The sequence below is a fragment of the Methylomonas albis genome, from assembly GCF_014850955.1.
Classification (GTDB): Bacteria; Pseudomonadota; Gammaproteobacteria; order Methylococcales; family Methylomonadaceae; genus Methylomonas; species Methylomonas albis.
The window spans coordinates 32,090-57,732 of sequence record NZ_JACXSS010000001.1 but is presented as its reverse complement, the minus strand read 5'-3'; the positions used below and the strand labels follow the sequence as shown (position 1 = coordinate 57,732).

The following is a 25,643-nucleotide window of genomic DNA, read 5'->3' as shown; positions in this document are numbered from 1 at the left end:
CGGTCTGTTAGTGCCCAACTAAGACGCTATAATGGTCCAGACAACATTTCCGGGGGATATAACATGCGGGTAGGATTGATTGGATTGGGGGCAATGGGCTTGGGCATGGCGCGCAATCTTGCCAAGGCCGGCTACTTGACTGCGGTTTACAATCGTACCTTTAGCAAGGCCGAGGCCTTGGCGTCGGAGTTACAAACCCAGGCTTGCGAGACTATCGAACAACTGGCCGGCCAAGTTGATGTGGTGCTGATCTGCGTGTCGGCGGATAAAGACGTTTTGATGGTGGTGGATGCTATCGTTAAAGCCGTCCACCCCAATAGCCTGGTGGTGGATATGTCCACGGTCAGCAGCGAGACGGCGATGCTAGCAGCGCAAAAACTCGCGGAAAAACAGGTGGCATTCCTGGATGCGCCGGTTTCCGGCGGCGTGGAAGGCGCCAATAAAGGCACGTTGGCAATGATGGTGGGCGGTGACGCCGGAGTACTGGAAAAAGTACGACCGGTGTTGGCGGCAATGACCGCACGTATCGAACATATGGGCGGCGTCGGCGCAGGGCAAGCCTGCAAGGCGGTGAACCAAATCATGTGTGCCGGGATTAACCAAGCGGTTACCGAAGCATTGGCATTTGCGGAAGCTCAAGGTTTGCCCATGGAGAAAGTCATTGAAGTGGTCAGTGGCGGTGCGGCCGGTAACTGGTTCTTACAGCATCGCGGCAAAACCATGACGCAAAATCAATTCCCCCCCGGATTTAAATTGGCGCTTCATCATAAAGACTTAAAAATAGCCCAGCATATGGCTCAGCATGCCGGCGTAGGTTGTTCGCTAACCATCACTACGTTAGCGGACTATGCCAAACTGATGGCCAAAGGATATGGCGACGAGGATATTTCCGCGTTGTATCGATTAAAACAGAAACGATCTTTCAATTAGTTTACAAGGTGAAACGATGAAAATTACTGTGTTTGGCAGTGGATACGTGGGTTTAGTGACGGGTGCTTGTTTAGCCGAAGTAGGCAATCAAGTGCTGTGCATGGATGTTGACCAACACAAAATTGACCAACTCAAACAAGGCATCATTCCAATCTTCGAGCCGGGTTTGGACGAAATGGTCAAGGACAACGTCGCCGCCGGACGCTTGAGCTTTACCACCGACGTAAAAGAAGCGGTAGATTTCGGTTTATTCCAATTCATCGCTGTCGGCACGCCGCCGGATGAAGACGGCTCGGCCGATTTGAAATACGTGTTGGCCGTGGCAAAAAGCATCGCCGAACACATGAGCGACTATAAAATCGTCGTCGATAAATCCACCGTACCGGTCGGCACCGCCGACAAGGTCAAACAAGCCATCAAGGATGTGCTGGCCGAGCGCAGCCAGGAACTGGAGTTCGATGTCGTCTCCAATCCGGAATTTTTGAAAGAAGGTTCGGCGCTGGACGATTTCATGAAGCCGGACCGCATCATCATCGGCACCGACAACCCCAGAACCGCCGAATTGCTGAAAGCCTTGTACGGGCCGTTCAACCGCAGCCGCGAGCGGGTCATCACCATGGACATCCGTTCCGCAGAACTGACCAAATACGCTGCCAACGCGATGCTGGCCACCAAAATCAGCTTCATGAACGAGCTGGCAAACTTGGCTGAGCGGCTGGGTGCGGATATTGAAAACGTCCGGCACGGTATCGGCTCAGACAGCCGCATCGGCTACAGTTTTATCTACCCTGGCTGCGGTTATGGCGGCTCCTGTTTCCCTAAAGACGTGAAAGCCCTGGAACGCACCGCCCGCGACTACGGTTATCAGGCCGAACTGCTCAGCGCGGTGGAAAACGTCAATGATCGGCAAAAACACCGCTTATTCGAGAAAATCTCCACGCATTTTCCCGATGGCGTAAAAGGCAAAGTATTTGCGTTATGGGGCCTGGCGTTTAAACCCAACACCGACGACATGCGCGAAGCGCCCAGCCGCGTGTTGCTGGAAGCCCTGATAGACGCCGGCGCCACGGTCCGAGCCTACGACCCGGAAGCGATGGAAGAAGCCCATCGCATCTATGGTGACAAAGCCGGATTGGTGTATTGCACCAAGCAAGCGGACACCTTAAACGACGTCGACGCATTGATTATCGTCACCGAATGGAAACAATTCCGCAGCCCGGATTTCGACGATTTGAGCCGCTTGTTGAAAGACAAAGTGATATTCGATGGACGGAATATGTATGAGCCGAGGTTGGTTAAGCAGTTTGGGTTGCAGTATTACGCGATTGGGCGGTAATTTGCCATTACGGTTCGCCCTGAGCTGGTCGAAGGGCAATTGAAGTTAAGGCTGATGCGTCGGCTTACCCCACGGGTTGCTTGCCAACCGGTTCTCAGGCCGGTAGGCGAGATGTTTTTCTTTGCTTGCCCAAGGAAAAACATCCAAAAGAAAACATACCCGAATGCGGCTTTATTCTTGCACCCTGGCAGTTTATCGTGAGTCAGAAAACGGGAGTGCTTTACACCTCTAAAACGTGAGCTTCTTTGGGATTGCCTGGGAACGGCCAGGCATATAAAAGCCCGGATTTACCGGGCTTCGTTTAGATCATGGGATTGGCCGGGACAGCCTGAAACATCATTCAATATTCTGAATTTGCTCACGCATCTGTTCGATAAGCACTTTCAAATCGATGGAAATTTGGGTCATTTCCCGGTCAGCGGATTTGGAGCCCAGGGTATTGGCTTCGCGGTTCATTTCCTGCATTAAGAAATCCAGGCGGCGACCGGTGGGTTCCGGTTGTTTCAAAGTGCGTAACACTTCGGCGACGTGAGTTTCCAGGCGATCCAGCTCTTCTGCCACATCGAGTTTTTGCGCCAGTAACACCAGCTCTTGCTCCAATCGATCGAAATTGGGTTCGGCAACCATTTCCAGCACCCGAGCGGTGAGTTTGCTACGCAGGTTATGTAATACTTCCGGCATGCGTTTGTGGGCGGCTTCTACCAGCAAATTGACCTTTTGACAGCGGTCTTCTAATAACTGCGCCAGTTGCGCGCCTTCGCGGGCACGGGTTTCCAGCATTTTTTCCAAGGTCTGGCTCAACAATTGGACAATTCTTTCGCGTAACGCCTCTTTGTCGGTTTCGGTTTCTTGTTGCACGCCTGGGAACGCCAATACTTCTAAGGCGGAAAATGGCTGCGGATTGCTCATCAAGGCTTCGATACCGGCAGTGGCCGACAACAACTTTTCGATTATTTCCCGATTGACATTGAGGCTGTTCTCGCTGGCTTGTTTTTTGTAACTCAAGGCACATTCGATTTTGCCGCGCTTCAGTTTATCGGCAATCAGGCGTCGGGCGTCGGCTTCGGCAAAACGCAGTCGCTCCGGCAACTTGACACTAACATCGCTATAACGATGGTTGACCGAACGTAATTCGCAAAGGATGGTCAGATTGTCGGCGCTTATTTCGCCGTCCGCGAAAGCGGTCATGCTTCTTATCATTTTTCACCTATAATCGTTACGCTTAACCCGCGCAGCTTGCACATGGCCGAATACTACGATCCAGAAACTTATCCCAAGGAATGGAATTACCTTCAATCGGGAACCATTATAGATCAGTACATGATCGAGCGGGAATTGGCGCACGGCGGCTTTAGCTCGGTGTATCTGGCCAGACAGCTGGCAGATCAAATTCAGGTGGCGATTAAGGAATATTTACCCCGCAAGCTGGCGCACCGCACCTGGAATAATCTGGTGGTGCCCAACAACGAAGAAGCCAAAGTGTTATTCATGCGCGGTCGGGCTTTGTTTTTTGAGGAAGCCAAAGTGTTGGCGATGCTGAAGCACCATAACATCGTCGATGTCATCAATTTCTTCCAAGCCAACGACACCGTATACATGGTGATGACTTACGACTATGGCGTCACCCTGGACAAAATTCTGCATAAGCGCAGCCTGCCGATTAACGAAGCCTTCCTGCTAACCGTATTCAAGCTGTTGTTGACCGGCGTGGAAGCGGTGCATCAAAAAGGTCTAGTGCATCTGGACATCAAGCCTGCCAATATTCTGATCCGTAGTGAGAACGACCCTTTGTTGCTGGATTTCGGTGCCATCCGCAAAATCACTCTCGACCCGCAACGCAATCGCGCCAAAGTGCTAACCAACGGTTATTCGCCAATCGAGCAATACGACAATAACGGCAATCTCGGGCCCTGGTCGGACATTTATGCGGTGGGCGCCAGTATGCGCGCCTGCCTGGATTATAAAATCCCGCAACCCTCGCCGGACCGCATCAAACAGGACGATTTGGCGCCGGCGGTGAAGGCACATAAACGGCATATTCCAGAGTATTTACTGAAAGCCATCGATTGGGCCATGGCGGTTTTTCCAGAGAATAGACCGCAAAGCGTAGCGGAGCTGCAGCAAGCCCTAAGTCCCGGCAATAGTTAAAAATCCGCCAGGTAAAGCCAGTATAATGCCGGCAATTTATATACCAGCGAGATGAATATGAGACCAAGCGGACGTAACCCCGATCAACTGCGCGAAATACGCTTCACCTGCAATTACACCAAACATGCAGAAGGTTCGGTGTTAGTCGAGTTTGGCGACACCCGGGTTTTATGCACCGCCAGCGTCGATAACAGCGTCCCACGGTTTTTAAAAGGTAAAGGCGAGGGCTGGGTCACGGCCGAATACGGCATGCTGCCGCGTTCCACTCACAGCCGGATGGACCGCGAAGCCGGTCGCGGCAAACAAGGCGGCCGCACCCTGGAAATTCAACGCTTGATCGGCCGCTCTTTGCGTGCCGCCATCGATTTGAAAGCCTTAGGTGAAAACACTATTACCATCGATTGCGACGTGATTCAGGCTGACGGCGGCACCCGCACAGCCTCGATCACCGGCGGCTTCGTAGCCCTGTCGATTGCCATGGAACACCTGTTAAAAACCCACAAAATCAAGAAAAATCCGTTGCACGGCCAGGTGGCGTCGGTATCGGTGGGCATTTACAACGGCGTGCCGGTGTTGGACTTGGACTATGCCGAAGATCACCAAGCCGAAACCGACATGAACGTGGTGATGAACGAAGCCGGCCACTTCATTGAAGTGCAAGGCACTGCCGAAGGTCACGCATTTAGAAAAGACGAATTAAACGCGATGCTGGAACTGGCCGAATTCGGCATTAATCAGCTGCTGGAAAAACAGCAGGCCGCATTGCGAGACGCCAAAAAGCCAGCCCCGCTCAGAGTGGTGCTGTAATAGGAATGAGTTCGATAGTTTTAGCCAGCGGTAATGCCGGCAAGATTCGGGAAATTCAGGCCATCCTGCAAAACGACCACATCCTGCCGCAATCGCAATTCAAGGTGGTCGAGCCGGACGAAACCGGCGCGACCTTCATCGAAAATGCCATCATCAAGGCCCGCAACGCTGCCGCACACTGCAACTTGCCGGCCATCGCCGACGATTCCGGGCTGGCGGTGGATGTCTTGGGTGGCGCGCCGGGGGTGATTTCGGCGCGTTATGCCGGCGCCGGCGCTTCGGACCAAGCGAATCTGGACAAGTTACTAGAAGAAATGCGCGACGTACCAGACACAGAACGCGGCGCGCGTTTCATCTGCGTGATGGTTTATCTGCGCCACGCGTTGGACCCGACGCCCATCATTGCTCAAGGTGTCTGGAAAGGCCGGATTCTGCGGCAAGCGGTGGGTGAAAACGGCTTTGGCTACGATCCGGTGTTCTGGGTCGAGCAATATCAATGCTCGTCGGCGCAACTGGCCCCGGAATTAAAAAACGCTCTCAGCCATCGCGGCCAAGCTTTGCGGGCTCTCAGCCAACAACTTGTCGGGCTGTGAGTCGGCTACAGCAGATAGCCGAACAATACACCGGCGTCGGCAGCAACCCGCAGATCAGCCCGATGGGTAACGGCCTGATCAACGATACTTATCTCGTCACCCCAAACAACGGCAACCGTTTTGTGCTGCAAGGCCTGAACGGTCGGGTATTTCCAGAGCCGGAACGGGTCATCGCCAATCTGCAACGGCTGAATCGGCACATCGGCTCTCAAAGTGCCGCCGATGTGCATCTGCAAATTCCGGCCATGCTGCCTACTTTGGCTGGATCAGCGAGTTATCGGGACGACAGCGGCCAAGTCTGGCGGGCGTTGCAGTTAATTGAGCCCGCCGAAAGCCGCGAGCACATCACCAATCCGGCGGAAGCCAGCCAAGTGGGTTTTGCCCTGGCACACTTCCATAAGCTATGCGCCAACCTGCCCGCCGCCGAACTGCACGACACCCTGCCGGGCTTTCATATCACGCCAAGCTACTTTGAAACTTATCGGCAACGGCTGGCGCAGCCGTTGCAAGTCACCGTCGATGCGGCATTTAACCAATGCCGGGATTTTATCGACCGGATGCAGCAACAAATCCCCGTCCTGGAACAGGCCAAACAGCGCGGCGAACTGCGCGAACGGGTGATACACGGTGACCCGAAACTGAACAATTTTCTATTCGAACCCGGCAGCGACCGCATCGTCAGCCTTATCGATCTGGACACCGTCAAACCCGGCCTAGTGCACTACGACATCGGCGACTGCCTGCGCTCCTGCTGCCACAACCCCAGCAACAACGAATTCGACCTGGCCCGTTGCCAGACCATACTGGAAAGCTACCTGCAAGAAGCCGGCGAGTTTTTCACCGCCCAGGACTACGACTATCTCTACCCGGCCATCTGGCTGATTCCGTTCGAACTGGGCCTACGCTTTTTCAGCGATTACCTGGACGGCAACCAATACTTCAAAGTCAGCACGCCCCGGCAAAACCTGGAGAGAGCGCAGGCGTTATTTGAATTGTGCAGGAGTATCGAGCGGCAAAAAGGGGATTTACAGCAATTGTTAGCCAAGCGTATAGGTTGATGGCCTAGCCGCCTTGAGTTTTTTAAAATTTCTAAGGACGCATTTCCGTCGAAGGCTTGTTGCTAAACAATCAAAGTCACCAGGCCATTTCAATTTGCAACCCGATATAACGGTGCCAGAATTGAGTAGCTGAAGTCAGCAACTTCGGATCGTCCGTCATGTGGTTGTGACTATTTTATCTCCAGTGTAAGTCATGATTTGGCCGGCGAAGAGGCCGTGTCAACATGCTGGTTTAAATTAGGAACTGCATGCTCTGGCGCTGGAAGAAGATTACCGTGAGCTATCCATTATCTGAGAACAGAGTTATAAAGTTATCTGGCGTTTGCCGCGTATCTGATTGAGTGAAAAAATCAGGCGAGAGCCTCCGCTAAGGTCGAAATTAATCGACCATGAAATCTCCGTGCAACGGAAGAAAAAAAAGGACCTTGTGACAGCAACAGCCCCCAACGAGACGTTAACCCGAACCGAGTTGATTGATTCCCAGCTCGCCCGTGCCGGTTGGTCCAAGCAGCGCAAAATGCTGCTTGAAGAAGTGTTGTTGCAAGTCGCCACGCCGGACCAACCTTACGGAAAAGACCAATTCGCCGATTACATCTTGCTCGGCTCCGACGGTAAACCGTTGGCAGTCGTTGAAGCCAAGCGCACTTCGCGTGACGAGTTGGCAGGCAAACGCCAAGCGGCCGACTATGCCGAAGCCATCAAAGCCAAGACCGGCACCGACCCGTTTGTATTTTTAACCAACGGCAAGGAAACCCAGTTTTGGGATCGAGACCGCTACCCGCCGCGTAAGATCGCCGGTTTTTACACCCGCGACGACCTGGAACGCCTAAGGCACCAAAAGCAATACGCCCTGCCGGTGAGCGAAGTCACTATCAATGCCGAGATTGCCGGCCGCGATTATCAAAACGAAGCCATTCGCCGAGTGACCGAAGGCATTGATGCCGCCAAACGCAAATTTTTGTTGGTCATGGCGACGGGGACCGGTAAAACCCGCACCACCATTGCCTTGGTCGATACTCTGCTACGGGCTAAGCGTGTGCAAAAAGTGCTGTTTCTGGCGGACCGCCGGGAATTGGTCCGCCAGGCCATGTCCGAATTCAAAACCCATCTACCCAACGAGAGTTTGAGCCGCATAGAAGGCGGTACAACCTCCGGTGCGCGCATTCAATTCGCCACCTATCCCAGCATAATGCAGGTTTATCAACGCCTATCTGTGGGATGTTACGACCTGATCGTTGCCGACGAAAGCCACGCCAACCGAAATCACAAAGTAATAGAAGCATGACTAATCCACAAAACGAAAAAGCCGACGTTTTGATCGTTACGGTTACTAAAGTCGAAAGTATGGCGGTGCTTGAGGCTTTTAAGAACGCTACGGGTAATAGTGCAACTTCAATCACCATTGATGATCGCGTTTACCGAAGTTTAGGAGAGATTAACGGGGCGCGAGTTTTCATGGCCTTGTCTGAGATGGGATCAGGAGGATTGGGGGCATCCCAGCAATCCGTTCAAAAAGGAATAAAAGCATTAACCCCCCATGCTGTCATTATGGTAGGAATTGCTTTTGGAGTTAACAAAGAAAAGCAAGCTATAGGCGAAATTTTAGTTTCCAAACAATTGATGCTTTATGAACTCCAAAAAAAGGGTAAGAGTGGAAAAATCACACCTCGTGGCGACCGACCACATGCATCTACAAGGTTGATAAATTACTTACAAAATGCTGATTTGGATTGGGATGGTTCTAAGGTTGATTTTGGTTTGATATTAACCGGTGAAAAATTGGTTGATAATCTTAACTACCGAGACTCGCTAATAAAATTAGAATCGGAGGCTATTGGCGGAGAAATGGAAGGCGCTGGACTCTATACAGCGTGTCAAGATGAGAAGGTCGATTGGATATTAGTTAAGGCTATTTGCGATTGGGCAGATGGAAATAAGCACCAAGACAAAAAAGAACGTCAGCAACAAGCTGCGCAAAATGCAGCTGCTTTTGTTCTTCATGCACTTCAACATGCCTCTTTAAAACCACTGCCAGGCTTTAAGAATGAAAGTGCGCCACTCAATAATACAGTAACTAATTACGTTGGAATTGCCACCGAATCAAAAATAATTGAATCCTCGTTTTCCTCAGAGTTAGAACAGTTGTGCACCGAACTCGGTGATGTTTATACGGAAAAGCTCGAATCAATTAGTGCAATGCGAGGAGCAGGAAACATCGAAGCTGCTTGGAATAACCTGACGGTTGAGCTAACTTCGCTAACCGGTAGTCATATTCCTCAAGATATTCAAGCGCGATATTACTACTACGCGGCTCGTTGGGCTCAAGAAGATGATAAGCCTGACGAGCAATATACCTCTTACTATAGAACAGCCTGCCGTCTTAATCCAAAAATCGATGATCGAACTTACCGAGCTTTTGAGTTTGCCAGAGAAAGGAAATTTGACGATGCCATTGCTATCCTTGCACCGCTCGATTCTGAACCCGTTGTAATTTACTCATTCAAGTATTTACTGGATTCTGGACGATTCTCGGAAATTGACGGGTTTATGAGCAAGTTGGCAACGCCGGTTACTGAGGAAATCAGGCGGTTTCAAGCGCTTTGTTTATTAGCCATGAAAAATGCAGATGGTGCCTGGCAAATTCTTGCGCCAACACTTTCTAAAAATAAGGACAATATTCTCTTTCAATTGACTGCTAGCTATATTGCGTTTTGGCAAGCGCTACCTACTGATCTTCACAGCATTGGTGTGATTCCCTCGCAGTTCTTTGTATCCAATATGTTTGCGCTAGGTGAAGATCACGAAAAGCAAATGCGAGTAGCCCTGAATTATTCAGAGCAAGCACTAAAAAATATAAACGCAGAGCCAAGAAGCGAATTAAGGGACGCGATTATCAGCGCCGATCTTGCCGTTTGTACTTGTTTGCCCGACAAACGTACCGATGCGATTGAAAAAGCAAAGTCCGTCCTGACTAAAAATCCAATCGATCCGGCACCCATTCTTTGCTTGATGCGACTTAGCGCTGATTATGACTGGAGCCATACGCTTAATGCGCTGCACGAAGCTTGTAAACAGTCACATTCTCCGATGTGGCAAATAGAAATGTACGCAGATTTACTATTGCACACGAGCCAAGATGAATCCGCTTGGCAACACCTCTTACGTTTTGAAAAACGTTTTTTTGAAAACGACGAAGACAAAATACATTGGATTGATCGAGCCGTTCATAGTCTTGACTCATTAGGGCGACTATATGAACTATCGGGACGAATAATCGAATTGGACGATGCAGACCAATATCGTCGAGTTAAGGCTGGTTATTGGCTAAGGTGTGGCAAAATTTCCGATGGGCTCGCTATTGCTAAAGAACTGGTAAAAAATCCAGGTACACGGCTCGACTACATCAATCTTGTGAATATCTATCATCATGAGCGCATGTGGCAGGAATTAGCTGAGTCCACCAAGCTATGTTTAGAACGCTTCAAAGAAGAAACTCCTGCACATATTGTCGAAAAGCTCGCCCAATCGCTATGGGCATTAAATAAACCTAAAGAAGCTTTGGTGGTTTTAGATCAATACCGGCCTGTATTTGAGCGCGAGGGGGTTATAAACAATTACTTCGCTAGCCGTATGTCCGTACAAATTGCCTTGGGTCAATATTTGCCAGCGTGGGAGGCAAGCGAACCTTTGTGGTTAGCGAAACCAAATGAGCGGCTTTTGGTGCAACGAGCAACATTGCAAGTATCGTTGGGTGACGTTCCGCGAGCTATCGAGCTACTCAAGCAAGGAGCTGAACAAGGTTTTAAAACTCCTCAAGTTTTAGTGCAAATCGCACAATACAGCCTACCAATTGACCGCGAGGAAGCATTCCGTTATGCGCAATACGCAGTCGAACTGCATCCTGACGATCCTCAATTACTGCTCTGTGCTGCAATGGTTGGCTTTGAGTCCGGTCATAGCGATTGGGCCGTCATGCAACTGGGAGCTTTACGGCACAAGTTTCCGGATAGTGGTTTGTTACAGGAAGTTAAATTGCCAACGCTTTTAGACTGGATGCATGAAGGCCAAGAACGTAGCAGAGCAAATTGGCAACAATTTCTTGATGGACAACTACCGCAGCATTTATGGTTAGATAGCAAACGAAGTGGGTTTGGCGTTGAGTTCTACTGGCGGTGGTTAAATAACCATAATAAGCCACTATGCCAGCATGTGCCGTTCCCGATGAGTTACGGGGGAGGCTCGATAGAGCCTTTGCTTAAAGATTGGCAAGGAGGTTCCGTAATCATGGATTATTCAGCATGTTTAATGGCACACCAACTCAAGCTCTTTCCAGTTCTCGATAAGGCTTTTGATGATATCTATATCGCACCTTGTTTATTTTCTATTATTGGAAATGAAATTCAACAATTGGCTCGCGCTCAGTCCGACTTGATTGAACAGGCTGAAAAATTGTTTAATCATTTGGATAGTTTGTCGTTGAAATGGCTACCAGAGCCAAAGCTAGAAGCTGGAGAATTTTCAGGCTTACAGCTCCTTGATCGCATTAATTGGCATCTTGCTGATAAACTTAATCTCTGGATTGTAGAGGATCATTTCGCAACTGAATTATTTGAAAGTGGAGAAATTCCTGAAGCTTTGAAAGCTCTAAGGATGACATATGTGGATGTTTTCGCGTTCATGAAGGAGCAAGGTGAGTTATTTCTTGACGAAAATCTGCTCGAAAAAATATCGACTCATAGTCCAGATCCATTAAAATTTATACAGCTTAGCAGTTGCAATAACTTGTTAGTAGATCGACCATTTTTAGAGCGATTGCTTAATTTAAATCTATTAGAATCTGCTGCTAAATTATTCAATTTTTATTGTATTGATGGTTTGCAGGATCAACTACATTCAGATATTGAAAGCAACCGATATCGGCATAAAATCAAAGCTTGGTTAGAATCCTTGCAATCTGAACTCAAACGCTTGCAAGCCAAAGACAAGCTTAAACTTCTTACATTACCGCGATTACCCGACGAGTCACCTGATGATTGGAACTTGAGTTTAGCATTGCAACAATTATTGCTAGGTGTTGAGCAGATAAACTTTCCCGTTTGGATAGATGATCGTTTGCTCGGTAGCTATACAACAGCCTCAGCAAATCAAAATGTACCTATTGTTGGTGTACATGACATATTAGCCTTACTCTATTCACGAAAGGTGATTACAGAAGGCAAATTTGTTGAATGCTTTAGAACTTTGATTCGTGCTGGTATTGGCTGCCGTTTACCACCGTTAAGTTACTTGATGAGCGAAATAGCTCTAGCCAAGATCGATGTAACATCAGGTTGTTTAATAGAAAATTCTTTTTTGGCAAAACTGCGCGAAAGCCTGTTCTTAACCCTAGCACCTACATCTATTCTCAATAAAGAACCCTTACGCCCCGACTTAATGCCAGAGGAGGCGTCGTTTCGATTTCAACTGCATCGGTTAGTAGATGCCGCAATGGTAGATATTTGGGCGTCGAAAAAATTTAATCGGGCACAACGAATAGCAGTGGCAGACTGGTTGTATTACAAATTCTTGCCTCAGAGAGGAAGGTTGGTTTCATTTGGAGAAGAATTCAGCATTGATCCAATTCAGCGCATGGCAACGGAACAAAGTTTAAGAATGTGTTTGCCATGGATGTTACTTAATCAATTCGGTTCTATTAGAGAATATTATCACTGGCTGTTTTCCTATCTGGAACCCGCATGGCGGAATCAGCCTGCTTTACGTGAAGCAACTTTATTTCGTTTTACCGAATTAATTATCGATCAATTTAAATTTTGTTTAAAAGATGAAGATAAGGCATTGGCGATCGAAGTATTCGCAATTCCTTTAAGATGTCTTCCTAATAATATTTTAGTCAAATTATTGTCCCACCCTGCATTAGAACCTTATTTAAGCTGCTATTTCCAGACAGGCGAGTACATCGAAACACTTGATTTATTAATTCCTGAACATGAATGGAAAGAGTTGACTGAATCAATTATTAATTTAGGGAGTGGAAAATCGCTTTCTAAAACCATTGATGGCCGAAAAATTACTATTGAATTTAAGCCAAAAAATGGGGTCGGCGATATGATTTGTATTTCAGGTCAGGCCGCCAATGGACATCTTAGCCAACTTCACATCCTGACTCCGTATATACGTTTAGAACATTTAATATCTGAAAAACGTATCGATTGGCTGGATGAAATAGTCAAAATAGGACTTTTATCGGAGGAGGATTTAATTAACCACCGATCTATTTTGGCTAGTGATGGTTTTAATGTAGCGGTTAATGCTTTGCAAACTTGCTGTGATCATTCAGCTGACTTTTTCTTTTCCTTTGCTCAATATGCGCTCAAAATTTCTAAACTTTCCGAACATCATTGGTTGCAAATCCTCCCTGCTTATAGCGACATACTTATATCAGCCAGCCCAGCTGAAATGTCCGCTGAGTGGCTTTTTGCTGATGCTGTCAACACTGAAAAAACGAAAAAACGTTTAGCAAGTATTGCCGCGCTACCTTTTGGAAAACCATTTGATCTTGCCACGTTTGTTGAACAAGCGCTTTCTACTGACTGGATTTCTGCAGGAAAAATGAATGAACTGCTGGATGATTTAGCGGCATCAAGTTTAAATCCAATCGTTCTTCAAAACCTGCTTGCAGCCTACCTGCACCTCCCTGATGAATCCAGCAAGCAAAAGCAGATTGAAGCACTTATTCAAACCTTGCTAAGGCTGGATCAAAGCCCGGATACCAAAGAAGCGTTTGAACACTATATCGAACTGCTACACCTAATATGGAATTATTTTCAAATCACAGCAGAATTCAAAAATAATACTTACGAGGATCGTGTTACCTGGGCATATATTTACGCCGACCGCATATTAGGCGGAATGTTACAGCAAAAGGCTTCTGATTTAGATTATTGGGTTATAGCGTCCAAAAACATTAAGGAAGCAGTTGTCACATTGCAAAAACAACAGAACCCTTTTGTCAGCGAAGTAGATAATGAAGCTGATGTCATTTTGCCTAGTGCAGCTTCTTGGTGGCGAACAATCATAGGCGGAACATTAGGTGTACTCAAACGAGATATTGATTACTTTAGCACGGCTAAGCAAGCAGTACTCGAAATGCTTCAGCCGATTTTGAATGCTTGCAGTACATTTGATCATACTAAGTTTCGGCAGTTTGAGTTTCTAGAGCCAAACGATTTTGTTAACAATCACAAAAATAGCGTTATTACCAATCAAGGATGGACATACGCCGAACAAATCCGAGCACAATTATCCGGAGGGCAATCGCCCACGCAAAATCAGTCCATGGTTTTTTGGCTAGAAGCCATTAAAAACGGGGATTGCAATCTATTGAATAGTTACTTTTCCATTCTGGCACGTTATCCAGACTCTGTGCAGCTTGAACTGGTTGAATTAATCACCAGTTTTATAGAAAGATTTCTTCAGGAAACTTCGTTAAATCAAGCTACCCAAAAATATTTTTTAGCACAAGCCGAGTTGCTTGGGCGGTTAAAAAATGATCAAGCCTTAAGTTTACGTGAGCATTTAATTGATAAAGCACTTGCCGGAGTACGTACTGAACCGGCTCTGTGGTCGGTAATTCCAGATTTACTTTTTAGAGTTAATCAAGAGATAGCCACTTTATTGCGAGTCAATAATTTTATTGTTGTTATGCATCGAATATCCATTCTGCTTCCGATCGATACAAAGGAGTTTAGTGAATTTTGCATCTTCATGCGGAGGATAGAAAGGTATATACAGGTAGAAAACTGGCCTTTACTTTGGAAAGTATTAGAACAAGATGCCGTCAGTAATTGATTTTTTGTTGCTGATATTCCGTGAGTATCAATTTCGTGATAGTAAATGTTAGTTATATCGTTGAGATTTCTGAATGACATCTGATGCCTTTTTTCTAAAATCGTCACCACCCACCGGCTACACCGATTGGCTAACCGAACTCAAAACCCGCATCCACTCCGCCCAACAACGCGCGGCCTTATCCGTCAATCGCGAATTAGTCTTGCTGTATTGGCAAATCGGCCGCGACATACTGGAGCGGCAAGCGCAACAAGGCTGGGGCGCCAAGGTGATCGAGAGGCTTGCACACGATTTGCGCACCGCGTTTCCGGATATGAAAGGCTTTTCGCGAGCCAATTTGATGTATATGCGTGCTTTCGCGGAAGCTTGGCCCGATGCCGAAATTGTCCAACAGCTTGTTGGACGATTGCCCTGGGGCCATAACTTGGTGTTACTCAGCAAACTAAAAGACGCCGAAAACCGTAAGCGTTACGCCGAGCGGGCTATTGAATACGCTTGGTCGCGCAATGTGTTGAACATCCACATCGAAACCCGTTTATTGGAACGGGAAGGTAATGCGGTCACCAATTTCGAAGCCAATTTGCCAAAGCCCCATTCGGATTTGGCCCGCGAGTCCTTGAAAGATCCCTATTTATTCGATTTCCTCGGTATCGGTCAGGAAGCCGACGAGCGGGAAATTGAAAACGCGCTGATTCAGCACATCACCCGTTTTCTGATCGAACTCGGCGCTGGCTTTGCTTTCGTCGGCCGGCAGTATCATCTGGAAGTGGGCGGCGACGATTTCTTCATCGACTTGTTGTTTTACCACCTGAAGCTGCGCTGCTACGTGGTGGTGGAGCTCAAAACCGGTGCTTTCAAGCCTGAACACACGGGGCAATTGAGCTTTTACCTGACGGCGGTAGATGTGCAACTGAAATCCGAGCACGACCAGCCAACCATTGGTCTATTGCTGTGCAAGACACAAAACCGGGTTGTGGCCGAATATGCTTTGCGGGATACCAACAAGCCGATCGGCGTGGCCGAGTATCAGCTTGTTGAATCTCTGCCAGTTGAGCTAACCAAAAATTTGCCGAGCATTGAACAGATTGAGCAGGAGTTGGGTGATTTGCCGTGACGACGTTCAATGTCCAGGAAGCAACAACTCCGACGCATTTTTATAGATTTTTGAGAAAGCCGTTCATCACCGCTTGAGCATCAGAGAACACCAGTGACAGGGGCAGCCAGGTTAATAGTGTAAGTATGAGGGACAGAGCGCCCACATTGGCTCTATAACCGTGGCACAAACCGCAACACATCCCCAGCCGCCTCCGGCCGCATCGGTAAAGCCACCCCATCCCGCCAAAAATCCTGCTGGTCGCGGTAGTGTGCCGATAACGGGTGGCCGGACTGGCCGCCCGGCATGTGGAACAAGGCGTTTTCCGGGTGAGAGGGCGACAAGACCAGCCGTTCGCTGGCGCCATGGGCGTTATCCATGACCTTGACGCAAACGCTGGCGCAGCCGTCGCTGTCGAAGGCCGGCATGTCCAGCACGCCGCTCAAAGCAGACGCTACTTTGCTGAACGGGTGGCGTAAATTAACCGGGTGGGTCATGCCCCAGGTCAGTTGATCGGGCTCGACATTGGGATATTTCTCGCGCAATGCTTGTACGGTTTCCCGCAAGGTTGCCACGATCATGGCCTGCCAATCGTCTTGATAACGCGGGTTCAGCACGCCTTTGGGCCGTTGCGTCAACAATTGCCGCAGCGGCGTTTCCATTTCCCGCCAGGCGTAACGAAATTGCGGGTCCAGCGTTTGGCCTGCCGCGACCACTTTCTCAAACACTGCGCCGGCCAGGCGGGTGCGGAATTCGTTCAAGATTGGCGCGCCTATGCTGCTGGTTTGCATGTAGCCGTCCCAGGCGGCGATGGCGTTGTGGGCTTTTTGCACGCTGTCGTCCGTGTCGCTCAGACGGTCCAAAGCGTCGAGCGCCAGTTGCTGGTAAAACGCCAGAATTTCACTGCGAGTATCCAATTGAATTGCCAGCAAATCCGGCTCGGTCAGGCCGCTACGACTTTTCAGCAATTCCTCAATGCGGTACGCCCGATAGCTCAAGGACCAGTTATGGCCGATCACATAGGGGTAATCCCGGCCTAAGGTGCGATTGTTGGCGGTGACGATAAAACCGTCCGCCGGGTCGCACAGGCGCGGCAATTCATCGGGAGGGATAGCGCCAGCCCAATCAAGGTTGCCGTCGGCCCACGACTGGCTGATCAGACCGTCGAATCCACGGCGTTTGGGGAAACGGCCCATGTAAGTCCAGGCGATATGGCCGTCACGACCAGCGATCACCACATTCTGCGGCGGCCCGCCGAAGCGATTCATCACCGCCGCGGCTTGTTGGGTATTGCGGGCTTGGTCCATATCCATCAGGCCCAGGTCCACGAAGTGCGGCTCAAGCGCAGTCCATTTGATGGCCACTGGCTGATCCAATAAATCTTGATCGGATACCGGCCCCCACTCGCTGTCGCGTAGGGTCAGCGTCACATCGGGCTCGCCTTTAACCCGAATGGTTTCCTGGTGTTCGGTAAACGCTTGCCAACCCTGCGGCGTGAGATATTGGCCGGGATGGGCCGAATCAGTCTCCAGGCGAATCAAATCCAGAAAGTCGCCGGTGACATTAGTAAAACCCCATGCGACATCATCGTTGCCGCCCACGATCACGGCGGGCACGCCGGGCAAAGTCACGCCGTAGATATGGCGATTGCCGTAGCTCAGATCGGCGCGGTACCAGATGTTGGGCACATTCAGCGCCAAGTGCATGTCGTTGGCGATCATCGCCCGGCCATCGCTAGTTTTGCTGCCGGCGACCACCCAGTTGTTGGACCCGGACACCACGTTTTCGGCATCCACTGCTTGGTTAAGCGTCAGCGTTGAATCGGTGCCGGGCAGGCTGGCCAGCGCCTCAAGCGGAATTGACGCATTAAAGCGGCGCGGTAGGCTGCCCCCGATTAATGCCTTGGCGTAGGGATCGGTATCCGGCGTCAAGAAGGTCACAAGCTCCTGAGGCAGCGCGCGATCCATCACGCTGACCATGCGCTCGTCCTGTTCCTGGCCGTTCAGGGTTTGAAACATCGCCAACTCGACCAGGATGCTATCTTCAGGACGCCAAGGCTCGGGGCGGTGGCGCAGCGCCAGAAATTCCGGCGGCAGAACACGGGCATGGTCGATGAATTGATTCACGCCATCGACATAAGCCTGCAATGCCAGACGTTGGGTCGGCGGCAAATCGGCAACGATCCGTTGCGCGGCGCGGTCCATTTGATAGACGCGTTGTTTGCGGTCCGCGTCCAGCGCTTTGGCACCAAACAGTTCGGCCAAGCGCCCGGCACTTTTGCGACGCATCAATTCCATCTGAAACAAACGGTCGCGGGCATGCAAGTAGCCCAACACGCGATAGGCGTCTTCTCGCTGCGACGCTTCGATTTCCGGCACGCCGAAGGCATCGCTTTTGACGCTGGCTTGACTGGAAAGGCCGGGCAAAACTACTTCGCCATTTTCGGTGGGTAGAGACGCCAGCAACAGCCCTATTACCAAAGCAATTCCGCCGGAAACGACACCGGCAATCGACAAGGAGGCAACGCGCATTTTGGACATGGTTGATACAGCCTCTGGCAGATTGGAAAAAATTGGCACGGCGAAAGTCGCCAACCGCCCCGGCTATTATAGGGCTAAGAATTTAAAAGGTGACTGATGGGATTTTTAGAAAAGCGGAGTTTAGCAATTAGACTCCGCTACCAAAAACATTCGAAATTCATGCGTCAAAAATCGGTTTCGGCGCGGCTTTTTCCGAAACCGATGAGCAACTATCTATTTGTAGCGGCTTAAAGTGGCCGGTTTGCTTTAGTGAGGGGACGAAGACATGTCAGAAGAGACGCTAAAACCCTGGATTTCCACATTAATACCGCGACCCGGCGCGGCTAGTAGAAAATCCGCGATGGTTTCAATGATGTCCTGGTCGATGAACAGGGCTTTGGTACCGTCGATCAACAATTCACAGTTATCGGGTATCGCTGACAGATGCTTGCGCAGCAAAGCCTTATTCAAGAAGGAGACATCCTTGTGCAGGCGCAATAAATAGTGGTCGCCATGCTGGGTCAAGGTAATCGCCGCATGGAAGTTGGCTTTCAATACAAAGAAGAAGCCGCAGGCCATACCAATGGCAATACCCAGCAATAGGTCAGTGAATAAAATCGCCACAACGGTAATCGCAAACGGCGCGAACTGATTCCAGCCCTTGCGATAAAACTCCACGAACAATGCAGGCTTGGCCAGTTTGTAGCCGGTTTGCAGCAAAATCGCCGCCAAACAAGCCAACGGAATCATGTTCAAATATTTCGCAAAAAACAGTACGCTGACTAGCAGCAAAACACCGTGGAAAAAACAGGCTATTCTGGTCTGACCACCGGCATTGATATTGGCCGAGCTACGTACGATCACCGCAGTAACCGGCAGGCCGCCCATCAAGCCGCTGATCATATTGCCCAGACCTTGCGCTTTAAGCTCGCGATTGGTTGGCGCCACCCGTTTATGCGGATCTAGTTTATCGACCGCTTCCAGACTGAGCAGCGTTTCCAGGCTGGCGATAATCGCGATAGTGCCGGCGATGCTGTAGACCTTGGGATTGGTGAAGTAGCTAAAATCCGGCAAACGCAACTGGTTCATAAAATTAGCGGCGCTGCCCAATTCCGGCAGCGAGACCAGATGTTTCTCACCGATCACCAGTTCCGGGGCAATATGCATCGCCAATGTATTAAAACTGATACCCCAAATTACCGCCAATAAGGGTCCGGGAATCAGCTTTAAGGGTTTGAATTGTTTGATGAAGCCGCTATCCCAAACAATCAGAATCAATAAGGCCACGATGCTGACCAAGGTAACGCCAGGGGTAATCGCTTCCAGCGCCTGCGACAATTCGAAGAAGCTGGATTCCGCGCTCTCCTGCATATAGCTTTCGTCACCTTCAAAGCTGGTGTCGTAACCGGTGGCATGCGGGGTTTGTTTGATGATCAAAATCACGCCGATTGCCGCCAGCATACCTTTAATCACCGATGCCGGAAAAAATGCGCCTATCACTCCGGCTTTTAAGAAGCCCAGGATGATTTGCAAGCCCCCGGCCATCACCACGCTGAGCAAAAAACCACCAAAGCCGCCCAGGGTTTCGATAGCATCGAAGACGATGACAGTCAGGCCGGCAGCCGGTCCGGAAACACTGAGCTGGGAGCCGCTGGCCCAGGAAACCAAAATACCGCCTACCAAGCCGGCAATAATGCCTGAAAACAATGGAGCACCTGACGCTAGCGCCACCCCCAGACACAACGGTAAAGCCACCAAAAACACCACGATGCCGGCCGGTATATCCTGGTGCAGATGTTTCAAATAATAATTCAGTTGAGATGTCATTGGTCTACTCAGTAAGTACGGAAACCCGAAGACTAATCGGCGTATCGGTAAATCGGATTAATTTGGGTGTTGTGGTCGAGTTTGATCAATTCGCTAATCAAGCCGTCGTTCAAACCGTATACCCAGCCGTGCAGGGTAGGTTTGTGCCCATGCTTCCAGGCCGACTGAATAATCGAGGTATGCGCCAGGCGATAAACTTGTTCGATGATATTCAGTTCTATCAGCCTATCAGTCTTTTTCGCGGGATCTATGGACTCCAGTTCTTCCTGGTGCAAACGGTATATGTCTTTGATATGGAGTAACCACTTGTTGGCGATCACCAAATCAGCTTTTTGCGGCTGTAGGGCCGCTTTCACGCCGCCGCAGCCATAATGACCGCAGACGATGACGTGCTTAACTTTTAAGACCGAAATGGCATATTGCAACACGCTCAGACAATTAAAGTCGGTGACGATGACCTGATTGGCGATATTGCGATGTACAAAAATTTCGCCGGGCTTGGCGTTGACGACAGTCTCCGCCGGTACTCTACTGTCCGAGCAGCCTATCCACAAAAAATCCGGTTTTTGTTCTTTGGCCAGCTGTATAAAAAACTCCGGGTCTTTTCTACTGACCTCTTCCGACCAGGCTTTGTTTTCGAGCAGTAATTTCGTAGGTGTAAGCATAATTGGCGTCCTTATTTTTGTAACTAAGTGTTCCAGAGCGTATCCGGAGCTGATTGTTCAAAAGAGAATATCTTTATCGGCCATACTATATCGAATCGAAACCACATGGCAATCGCTTTGCGAACTAAACCCGAACTAAAATCAAAGTTATATCGAACCATCTGCCGGCACGCTCAAAATCGCGGCGCGATGCGTCTGTTGTGATTCGCTTATCAACTGCGTGACAGTATTTAAGCGCTGACACCACGACTGCAAACTGGTTTCTTGCCAACACAACAGCCATTGCGGATACAAGCCTATCATCAACACCAGCAACACCGGCACGGCAAGTAGTGCCAATTCGCGAGGACGCAGATCCTGGGTTCCGGCTACGCTGTCGTGAATAACCGGTCCAAAGAAAGCCCGTCTGACAAAACCCAGAACGTACGCCGCACCCAATACCGCGCCGAACAAAGCCACCACCGCCAGCGCCGGATAGGCTTGCAAGACGCCGAGAATCATCAACAATTCGGCTGGGAAACCGTTAGTGCCAGGCACGCCTATGCTGGACAGCGCAAACACAAAAAACAACACGGTCAAGCGCGGCATGGGTTTGGCCAAGCCACCGAGATGAACCAGATCGGTACTACCCAAGCGCTGTTGGATCATGCCGGCGACTAGCATCAAACTGCCGGCGACGATGCCGAAATTCAGCAACTGCATTACCGCGCCCTGTAAACCTTGCAGAGTAAAAGAAGCGATGCCGACAATCACCAAACCTACATGGCTAATGCTGGAATAAGCCAGTAAGCGGCGCAGATTGGTTTGTTGCAACGCGATCAAGGCGCCGTAAACCAGTGTCACCGCACCGAGGATTGCCAACAGCCAGCGATGTTCCAGCGCCGCTTGCGGAGCCAGCGGTATCGCAAAGCGGATAATGCCGTAAACACCCAGTTTCAAACCGACCAGCAAGGCACTCAGAAACGTCGGCGCCTCCATCGCCGCGGTCGGTAACCAGGTGTGAAACGGCAGCAACGGCGCTTTTACCACAAAACCCAACACCAGCAATAGCAAGATCAAGCCCTGCGCCGGCTCGGCTATCGGCGTATTCAACAACACCGGCAAACTGAAAGCTAAATCCTGCGGGATGGCTCCACCGGTATATCGCGCGTGATTAAGCGCCAGCAAAATGATGCCGAACAACAAGGGCACACCGCCGAATAACATATACAAGGTATATTTCATCGCCGCATGGCGGCGCTCGGCGCCGATTCCCCATAAACCGATCAAAAAGAAAATCGGCGGCAAGGTCAACTCCCAAAACAGGAAGAACAACACTAAATCCAAGGCCGTAAACACGCCGATAGTCACGCTTTCCAGCGCCAGCATCAGCGCCAGTTGAAAGCGGTTTAAATACTGCACGCTGTTCCAACTGGCCAGTAAGGCCATCAGAGTCAGCAAAGCGGTCATCGGTAAAAACAGTATCGAAATGCCGTCCACGCCAAGTTGATAATGAATGTTCAGGCCGGGGATCCAGGGATGATCTTCCAGCAACTGAAATCCGCCACGTTCGGCATCGAATACCCAAGCTGCTGCAACGGTAAACAGCAATTCCACCAGCGCCACCAGCAATGCGCCGCGTTTGGCCAAGCGGCTGTCTTTGGCAAACGCCAGCAACAACGCACCCAATAGCGGCCAGATCAGGCACAAGGACAGCCAAGGAAAACTATCAATCATGGTGCGGGCCGTTCATGTGATGGCTGTGATGTTCGGGATAGTGTTCGCCAATCTCCTTGGCTTCCTGATCGATATATTTCAGCCAGGGCGTGGTGTAAAAACCGGTGCCTATCAGCAAACCGCAAATGGTCACCGCGATAATCCGTTCCTTTAATACCGGGTGATGAATGCTGCCGTAAGGCTGTACAAAGCGTTTGGGGTGAGCGATAAACAGCCGTTGAAACGCCCAAAGCAGAAAAGCCGCGCCCAGCACGTTGCCCAGCAAAATCGCAATCGCAATATACCAACCGTGTTCCTCGATGGTACCTTCGATCAGCAAATGCGCCGCATCGAAACCCGGCGTACCGGGCATGACCATGGTGCTGAGCGCGGAAATCAAAAACAGCAAGGCGATAGTCGAATTGGTCTCAAACAAACCACCCAATCGCGGCAGGAAGGAGGTGCGGGTGCGTTCGTAAATCAAACCGATGCTGAACAACATGCCGGCCGTCGCCAGACCATAAGCTATGGATAGCAAAATACTGCCTTCCAGCGCAAAATCGTTGAAAGAAAACACGCCTATCGCCAACATGCCGGTATGGCTAATTACCGCAAACGCCAGCAGCCGGCGCATATTGATCTGCATCAGCGCCAACAAGGCCCCGTAAAAAATCCCGATCAAGCCCAGATCAACCACAAAATGCACCCATTGCTCGGCCGCGCCCGGCACCAGCGGCAGGATGAAGCGGATCAAGGCGTAAATACCCAGCTTCAAGCCGGTCAGAAAAATCGCCGCGCTGGCGGCGGTGCCGTGTTCGGCCAACACCGGCAGCCAAGCATGAAACGGAAACAGCGGCATACGCACGGCAAAGCCGAAAAATAGCAAAATGAAGATCAGGGTTTCATTGGGAATCGCCAGATCGTGATGCTTCAAGGTCAGCCAATCAAAGCTCAAGTCCATACCGTTCTCCGCCAAGCCAAAGCTCAACAGCATAAAGCCGGTCAAACTCATCGCCAAACCGGACAGCCAATATTGCAACACCGACTTAATCACCTGATTGCGTTGTGTTCCCGTGCCGGCAAATACGGTCAGCAATACTACCGGCACCAGTTCCAGTAGACTCCAGCACCAAAACTGGAGGGTGTTTAGCGCCGCAAACGCTCCGATTAAAATGCCTTGATAAGCCAACAGGCAGGCGATGAACAGGCGGTCATGACGATGGCGGGTGATCAAGGTATACACCAGTGCCAGCAAGCCCAAAATCGCCGTCAGCGGAATAAACAGAATATTGGTGCCGTCCACACCGACTCGGTAGCTCAACCCCAGCAATTGAAAATGTTCGGCCAGATGAATGCCGGGCATTTCCGAATCGAAGATCAACAGTAGATAAATGCTGAGCAACACGTTCAGCAGCGCGCCACCAAAGGCCAGCCGCACGCTGTAAACAGGCTTGGCGCACACCACCGCCAGCATGGTCAGTAAAGGCACTAAGGTCAACACCGTCAAAAGCGGCACCGCCGCCACTGCATGCCAAAAAACAATAGGGGTATTCATCGGTATCCCAACGCCACCATCAAGGTTATCAACACAAACAAAGCCAGATAGCGCGGCTGTAACAATAATTGCTCGAAACGGTTGGCAGCCTGGCCCAGACGCCGGCCGAGCCGAATTGAATCGCGGCCGATACCGCGCAGAATAAAGTGATATTCAAACCAGTTCAGCAAGGCTGCGGTCCATTGCGCCAGTTTGCCGGCCAGACCGCTGCCTTGTGCGAAACTATCTTCCAGGCTATCGAGGTTGGCACCCATTTTTTGTTCTTCCCACTGCGCCAAGGACGACACGGCTTTGATCGCCGGGGCCGGCGCACCCAGGGCAGGATCGACGATGTGCTCATCGATGTAACGCACATCCTTGGCCAGCCGCAAAACCGGCTTGACCAGCAACCAATCCATAGCCGGCTCCAACCAGCCGCGTTGCAAGGAAGCAATAAACGCCCAGCGACAATGCGCCAGCGCCGGGGCAACCGCTTGGATCGGTTGCCCGTGGGTGTTGTGCAGGATAGACGGCGCGGTCAGCAGCAAATAGCAACGCACTACGGCATGGGCGCAAAGATGCCAGGCCGCCAAATTCCAAAATCCCAAACCGCATTCCACGAACATCAAACCCAGTTGCGCCGAGGCTGCAAAGATTTGCGAGCTTTTAATATCGGTCTGACTCAAGCCTACCCCATAACCATAAATCGCCGTCAACGCGCCGGTCACAGTCAATACCAACATCGCCAGCGGCGCCTGCATAAACAGCGGCTGCAATTGGATAATCAAAAATACCCCGGCATGAATCATCGCCCCGCCGTAGAAAATGGCGCTGGACGGCGTCGGTCCTTCCATCGCTCGCGCCAGCCAGGGCGTGAACGGAATCTGCGCGGATTTGGCAAACGCCGCCAAGGCAAAACTCAGCGCCAGCAAGCTGGCATCGCCCGGTTCCAGATCAGCCGCACTGCTGTTGATCGTCTGCCAGTCGGCATTTTCCAGCCAGGCTAAAGCCAGGCCAATGGCCAGAATAAAGCCGCCGTCGCCGATGCGATTGGTGACAAACACCCGCGTGGCGTTATACGCGGCGATGGGCCGGTCGTAGGCGTAAGCAATCAAGCAGTAGGAACACACCCCGGCGATCTCCCAGGCGATAAAGGTAAACACCGCGCTGCCTGACAACACCAAGAGCAGCATCGCCGCCGCGAACAGATTCAGGATGAAAAAGAAGCGATGGAAGCCGGCCTCGCGATGCATGTAATTCACCGAAAAACGCATTACGATCAGCAGCAACAAAGAAAACAAACTGGCCAACAGCAGATTGAAGCCACCCGTGCTTAGCTTGTAGTCTACGGTCAGCGTGCCGCTGCGCAGCCAGGTGCCGTAAGTTACCGACTCGGCCAGCTGGCCGGATAAATCGGCCACTAATAAAGCCAAGGCCGTCAGCACCGCTAGGCCGGCAGCAGTCACGGCCAGCCGGGCCGTGGTTTTCTCGCCGGCCTCGCCATCAACCACGCGGAAAAAATGCAGGCCACCGATCAACAGCGCGGCCAGCAACGGCAATAAGGGAATCAGAGTTGCCCAGACCGCCATG

At 50.5% G+C, this 25,643-nt stretch carries 16 protein-coding genes; 9 read left to right on the top strand and 7 right to left on the bottom strand.

What is annotated here, in order from left to right; translation table 11 throughout:
- Positions 1–63 precede the first annotated feature (63 nt).
- Positions 64–930, top strand: coding sequence for an NAD(P)-dependent oxidoreductase (locus tag EBA_RS00215; RefSeq protein WP_192372139.1), 867 nt, complete (start codon positions 64–66; stop codon positions 928–930).
- A gap of 16 nt (positions 931–946) precedes the next feature.
- The gene (locus EBA_RS00210; protein WP_192372137.1) at positions 947–2,266 is read left to right on the top strand and encodes a UDP-glucose dehydrogenase family protein; all 1,320 of its coding nucleotides are present in this window, start codon (positions 947–949) and stop codon (positions 2,264–2,266) included.
- Positions 2,267–2,602: 336 nt separating this feature from the next.
- Here the strand turns inward: EBA_RS00210 and EBA_RS00205 are convergent, their stop codons facing one another.
- Complete coding sequence (locus EBA_RS00205) at positions 2,603–3,466, bottom strand: YicC/YloC family endoribonuclease (RefSeq protein WP_192372135.1); 864 nt, start codon at positions 3,464–3,466, stop codon at positions 2,603–2,605.
- A gap of 42 nt (positions 3,467–3,508) precedes the next feature.
- Here EBA_RS00205 and EBA_RS00200 point away from each other — a divergent pair, with 42 nt between their 5' ends.
- The 7 genes from EBA_RS00200 (at position 3,509) to EBA_RS00170 (ending at position 15,834) form a co-directional block, all read left to right on the top strand.
- On the top strand, positions 3,509–4,414 hold the full coding sequence (locus EBA_RS00200) for a serine/threonine protein kinase (RefSeq protein WP_192372133.1): 906 nt from the start codon (positions 3,509–3,511) through the stop codon (positions 4,412–4,414).
- Positions 4,415–4,471: 57 nt separating this feature from the next.
- Positions 4,472–5,221 (top strand): ribonuclease PH, encoded by a 750-nt coding sequence (gene rph / locus EBA_RS00195; RefSeq protein WP_192372131.1) that lies wholly within the window; start codon positions 4,472–4,474, stop codon positions 5,219–5,221.
- A gap of 5 nt (positions 5,222–5,226) precedes the next feature.
- Entirely contained in the window at positions 5,227–5,814 is a 588-nt protein-coding gene (gene rdgB, locus EBA_RS00190; RefSeq protein WP_192372129.1) for an RdgB/HAM1 family non-canonical purine NTP pyrophosphatase, read from the top strand.
- Complete coding sequence (locus EBA_RS00185) at positions 5,811–6,872, top strand: phosphotransferase enzyme family protein (RefSeq protein WP_192372127.1); 1,062 nt, start codon at positions 5,811–5,813, stop codon at positions 6,870–6,872. Before rdgB ends, EBA_RS00185 begins: the two co-directional genes overlap by 4 nt.
- A 427-nt stretch (positions 6,873–7,299) precedes the next feature.
- Positions 7,300–8,157: a DEAD/DEAH box helicase family protein gene (locus EBA_RS00180; protein ID WP_229427810.1), complete on the top strand. Its 858-nt coding sequence runs from the start codon at positions 7,300–7,302 to the stop codon at positions 8,155–8,157.
- The gene (locus EBA_RS00175) at positions 8,154–14,720 is read left to right on the top strand and encodes a phosphorylase family protein (protein WP_192372125.1); all 6,567 of its coding nucleotides are present in this window, start codon (positions 8,154–8,156) and stop codon (positions 14,718–14,720) included. Before EBA_RS00180 ends, EBA_RS00175 begins: the two co-directional genes overlap by 4 nt.
- A 73-nt stretch (positions 14,721–14,793) precedes the next feature.
- Positions 14,794–15,834: a PDDEXK nuclease domain-containing protein gene (locus EBA_RS00170; RefSeq protein ID WP_192372123.1), complete on the top strand. Its 1,041-nt coding sequence runs from the start codon at positions 14,794–14,796 to the stop codon at positions 15,832–15,834.
- Positions 15,835–15,986: 152 nt separating this feature from the next.
- Here EBA_RS00170 and EBA_RS00165 read toward each other — a convergent pair whose 3' ends face one another.
- The 6 genes from EBA_RS00165 to EBA_RS00140 all read right to left on the bottom strand — a co-directional run bounded on the left by EBA_RS00165 (position 15,987) and on the right by EBA_RS00140 (position 25,642).
- Complete coding sequence (locus EBA_RS00165; protein WP_225615790.1) at positions 15,987–18,353, bottom strand: penicillin acylase family protein; 2,367 nt, start codon at positions 18,351–18,353, stop codon at positions 15,987–15,989.
- 246 nt (positions 18,354–18,599) lie between these two features.
- Positions 18,600–20,159 carry a SulP family inorganic anion transporter gene (locus tag EBA_RS00160; protein ID WP_192372121.1) on the bottom strand — a complete coding sequence of 520 codons (1,560 nt, stop codon included), beginning with the start codon at positions 20,157–20,159 and terminating at the stop codon, positions 18,600–18,602.
- A gap of 32 nt (positions 20,160–20,191) precedes the next feature.
- Positions 20,192–20,824 (bottom strand): carbonate dehydratase, encoded by a 633-nt coding sequence (can, locus tag EBA_RS00155; RefSeq protein ID WP_192372119.1) that lies wholly within the window; start codon positions 20,822–20,824, stop codon positions 20,192–20,194.
- A gap of 147 nt (positions 20,825–20,971) precedes the next feature.
- A complete protein-coding gene (locus tag EBA_RS00150; protein WP_192372117.1) occupies positions 20,972–22,540 on the bottom strand; it encodes a complex I subunit 4 family protein in 1,569 nt (522 codons plus the stop codon).
- Positions 22,533–24,074: a complex I subunit 4 family protein gene (locus tag EBA_RS00145; RefSeq protein ID WP_192372115.1), complete on the bottom strand. Its 1,542-nt coding sequence runs from the start codon at positions 24,072–24,074 to the stop codon at positions 22,533–22,535. The genes EBA_RS00150 and EBA_RS00145 overlap by 8 nt, the downstream gene beginning before the upstream one ends.
- Entirely contained in the window at positions 24,071–25,642 is a 1,572-nt protein-coding gene (locus EBA_RS00140; RefSeq protein ID WP_192372113.1) for a proton-conducting transporter transmembrane domain-containing protein, read from the bottom strand. Before EBA_RS00140 ends, EBA_RS00145 begins: the two co-directional genes overlap by 4 nt.
- Position 25,643 lies beyond the last annotated feature (1 nt).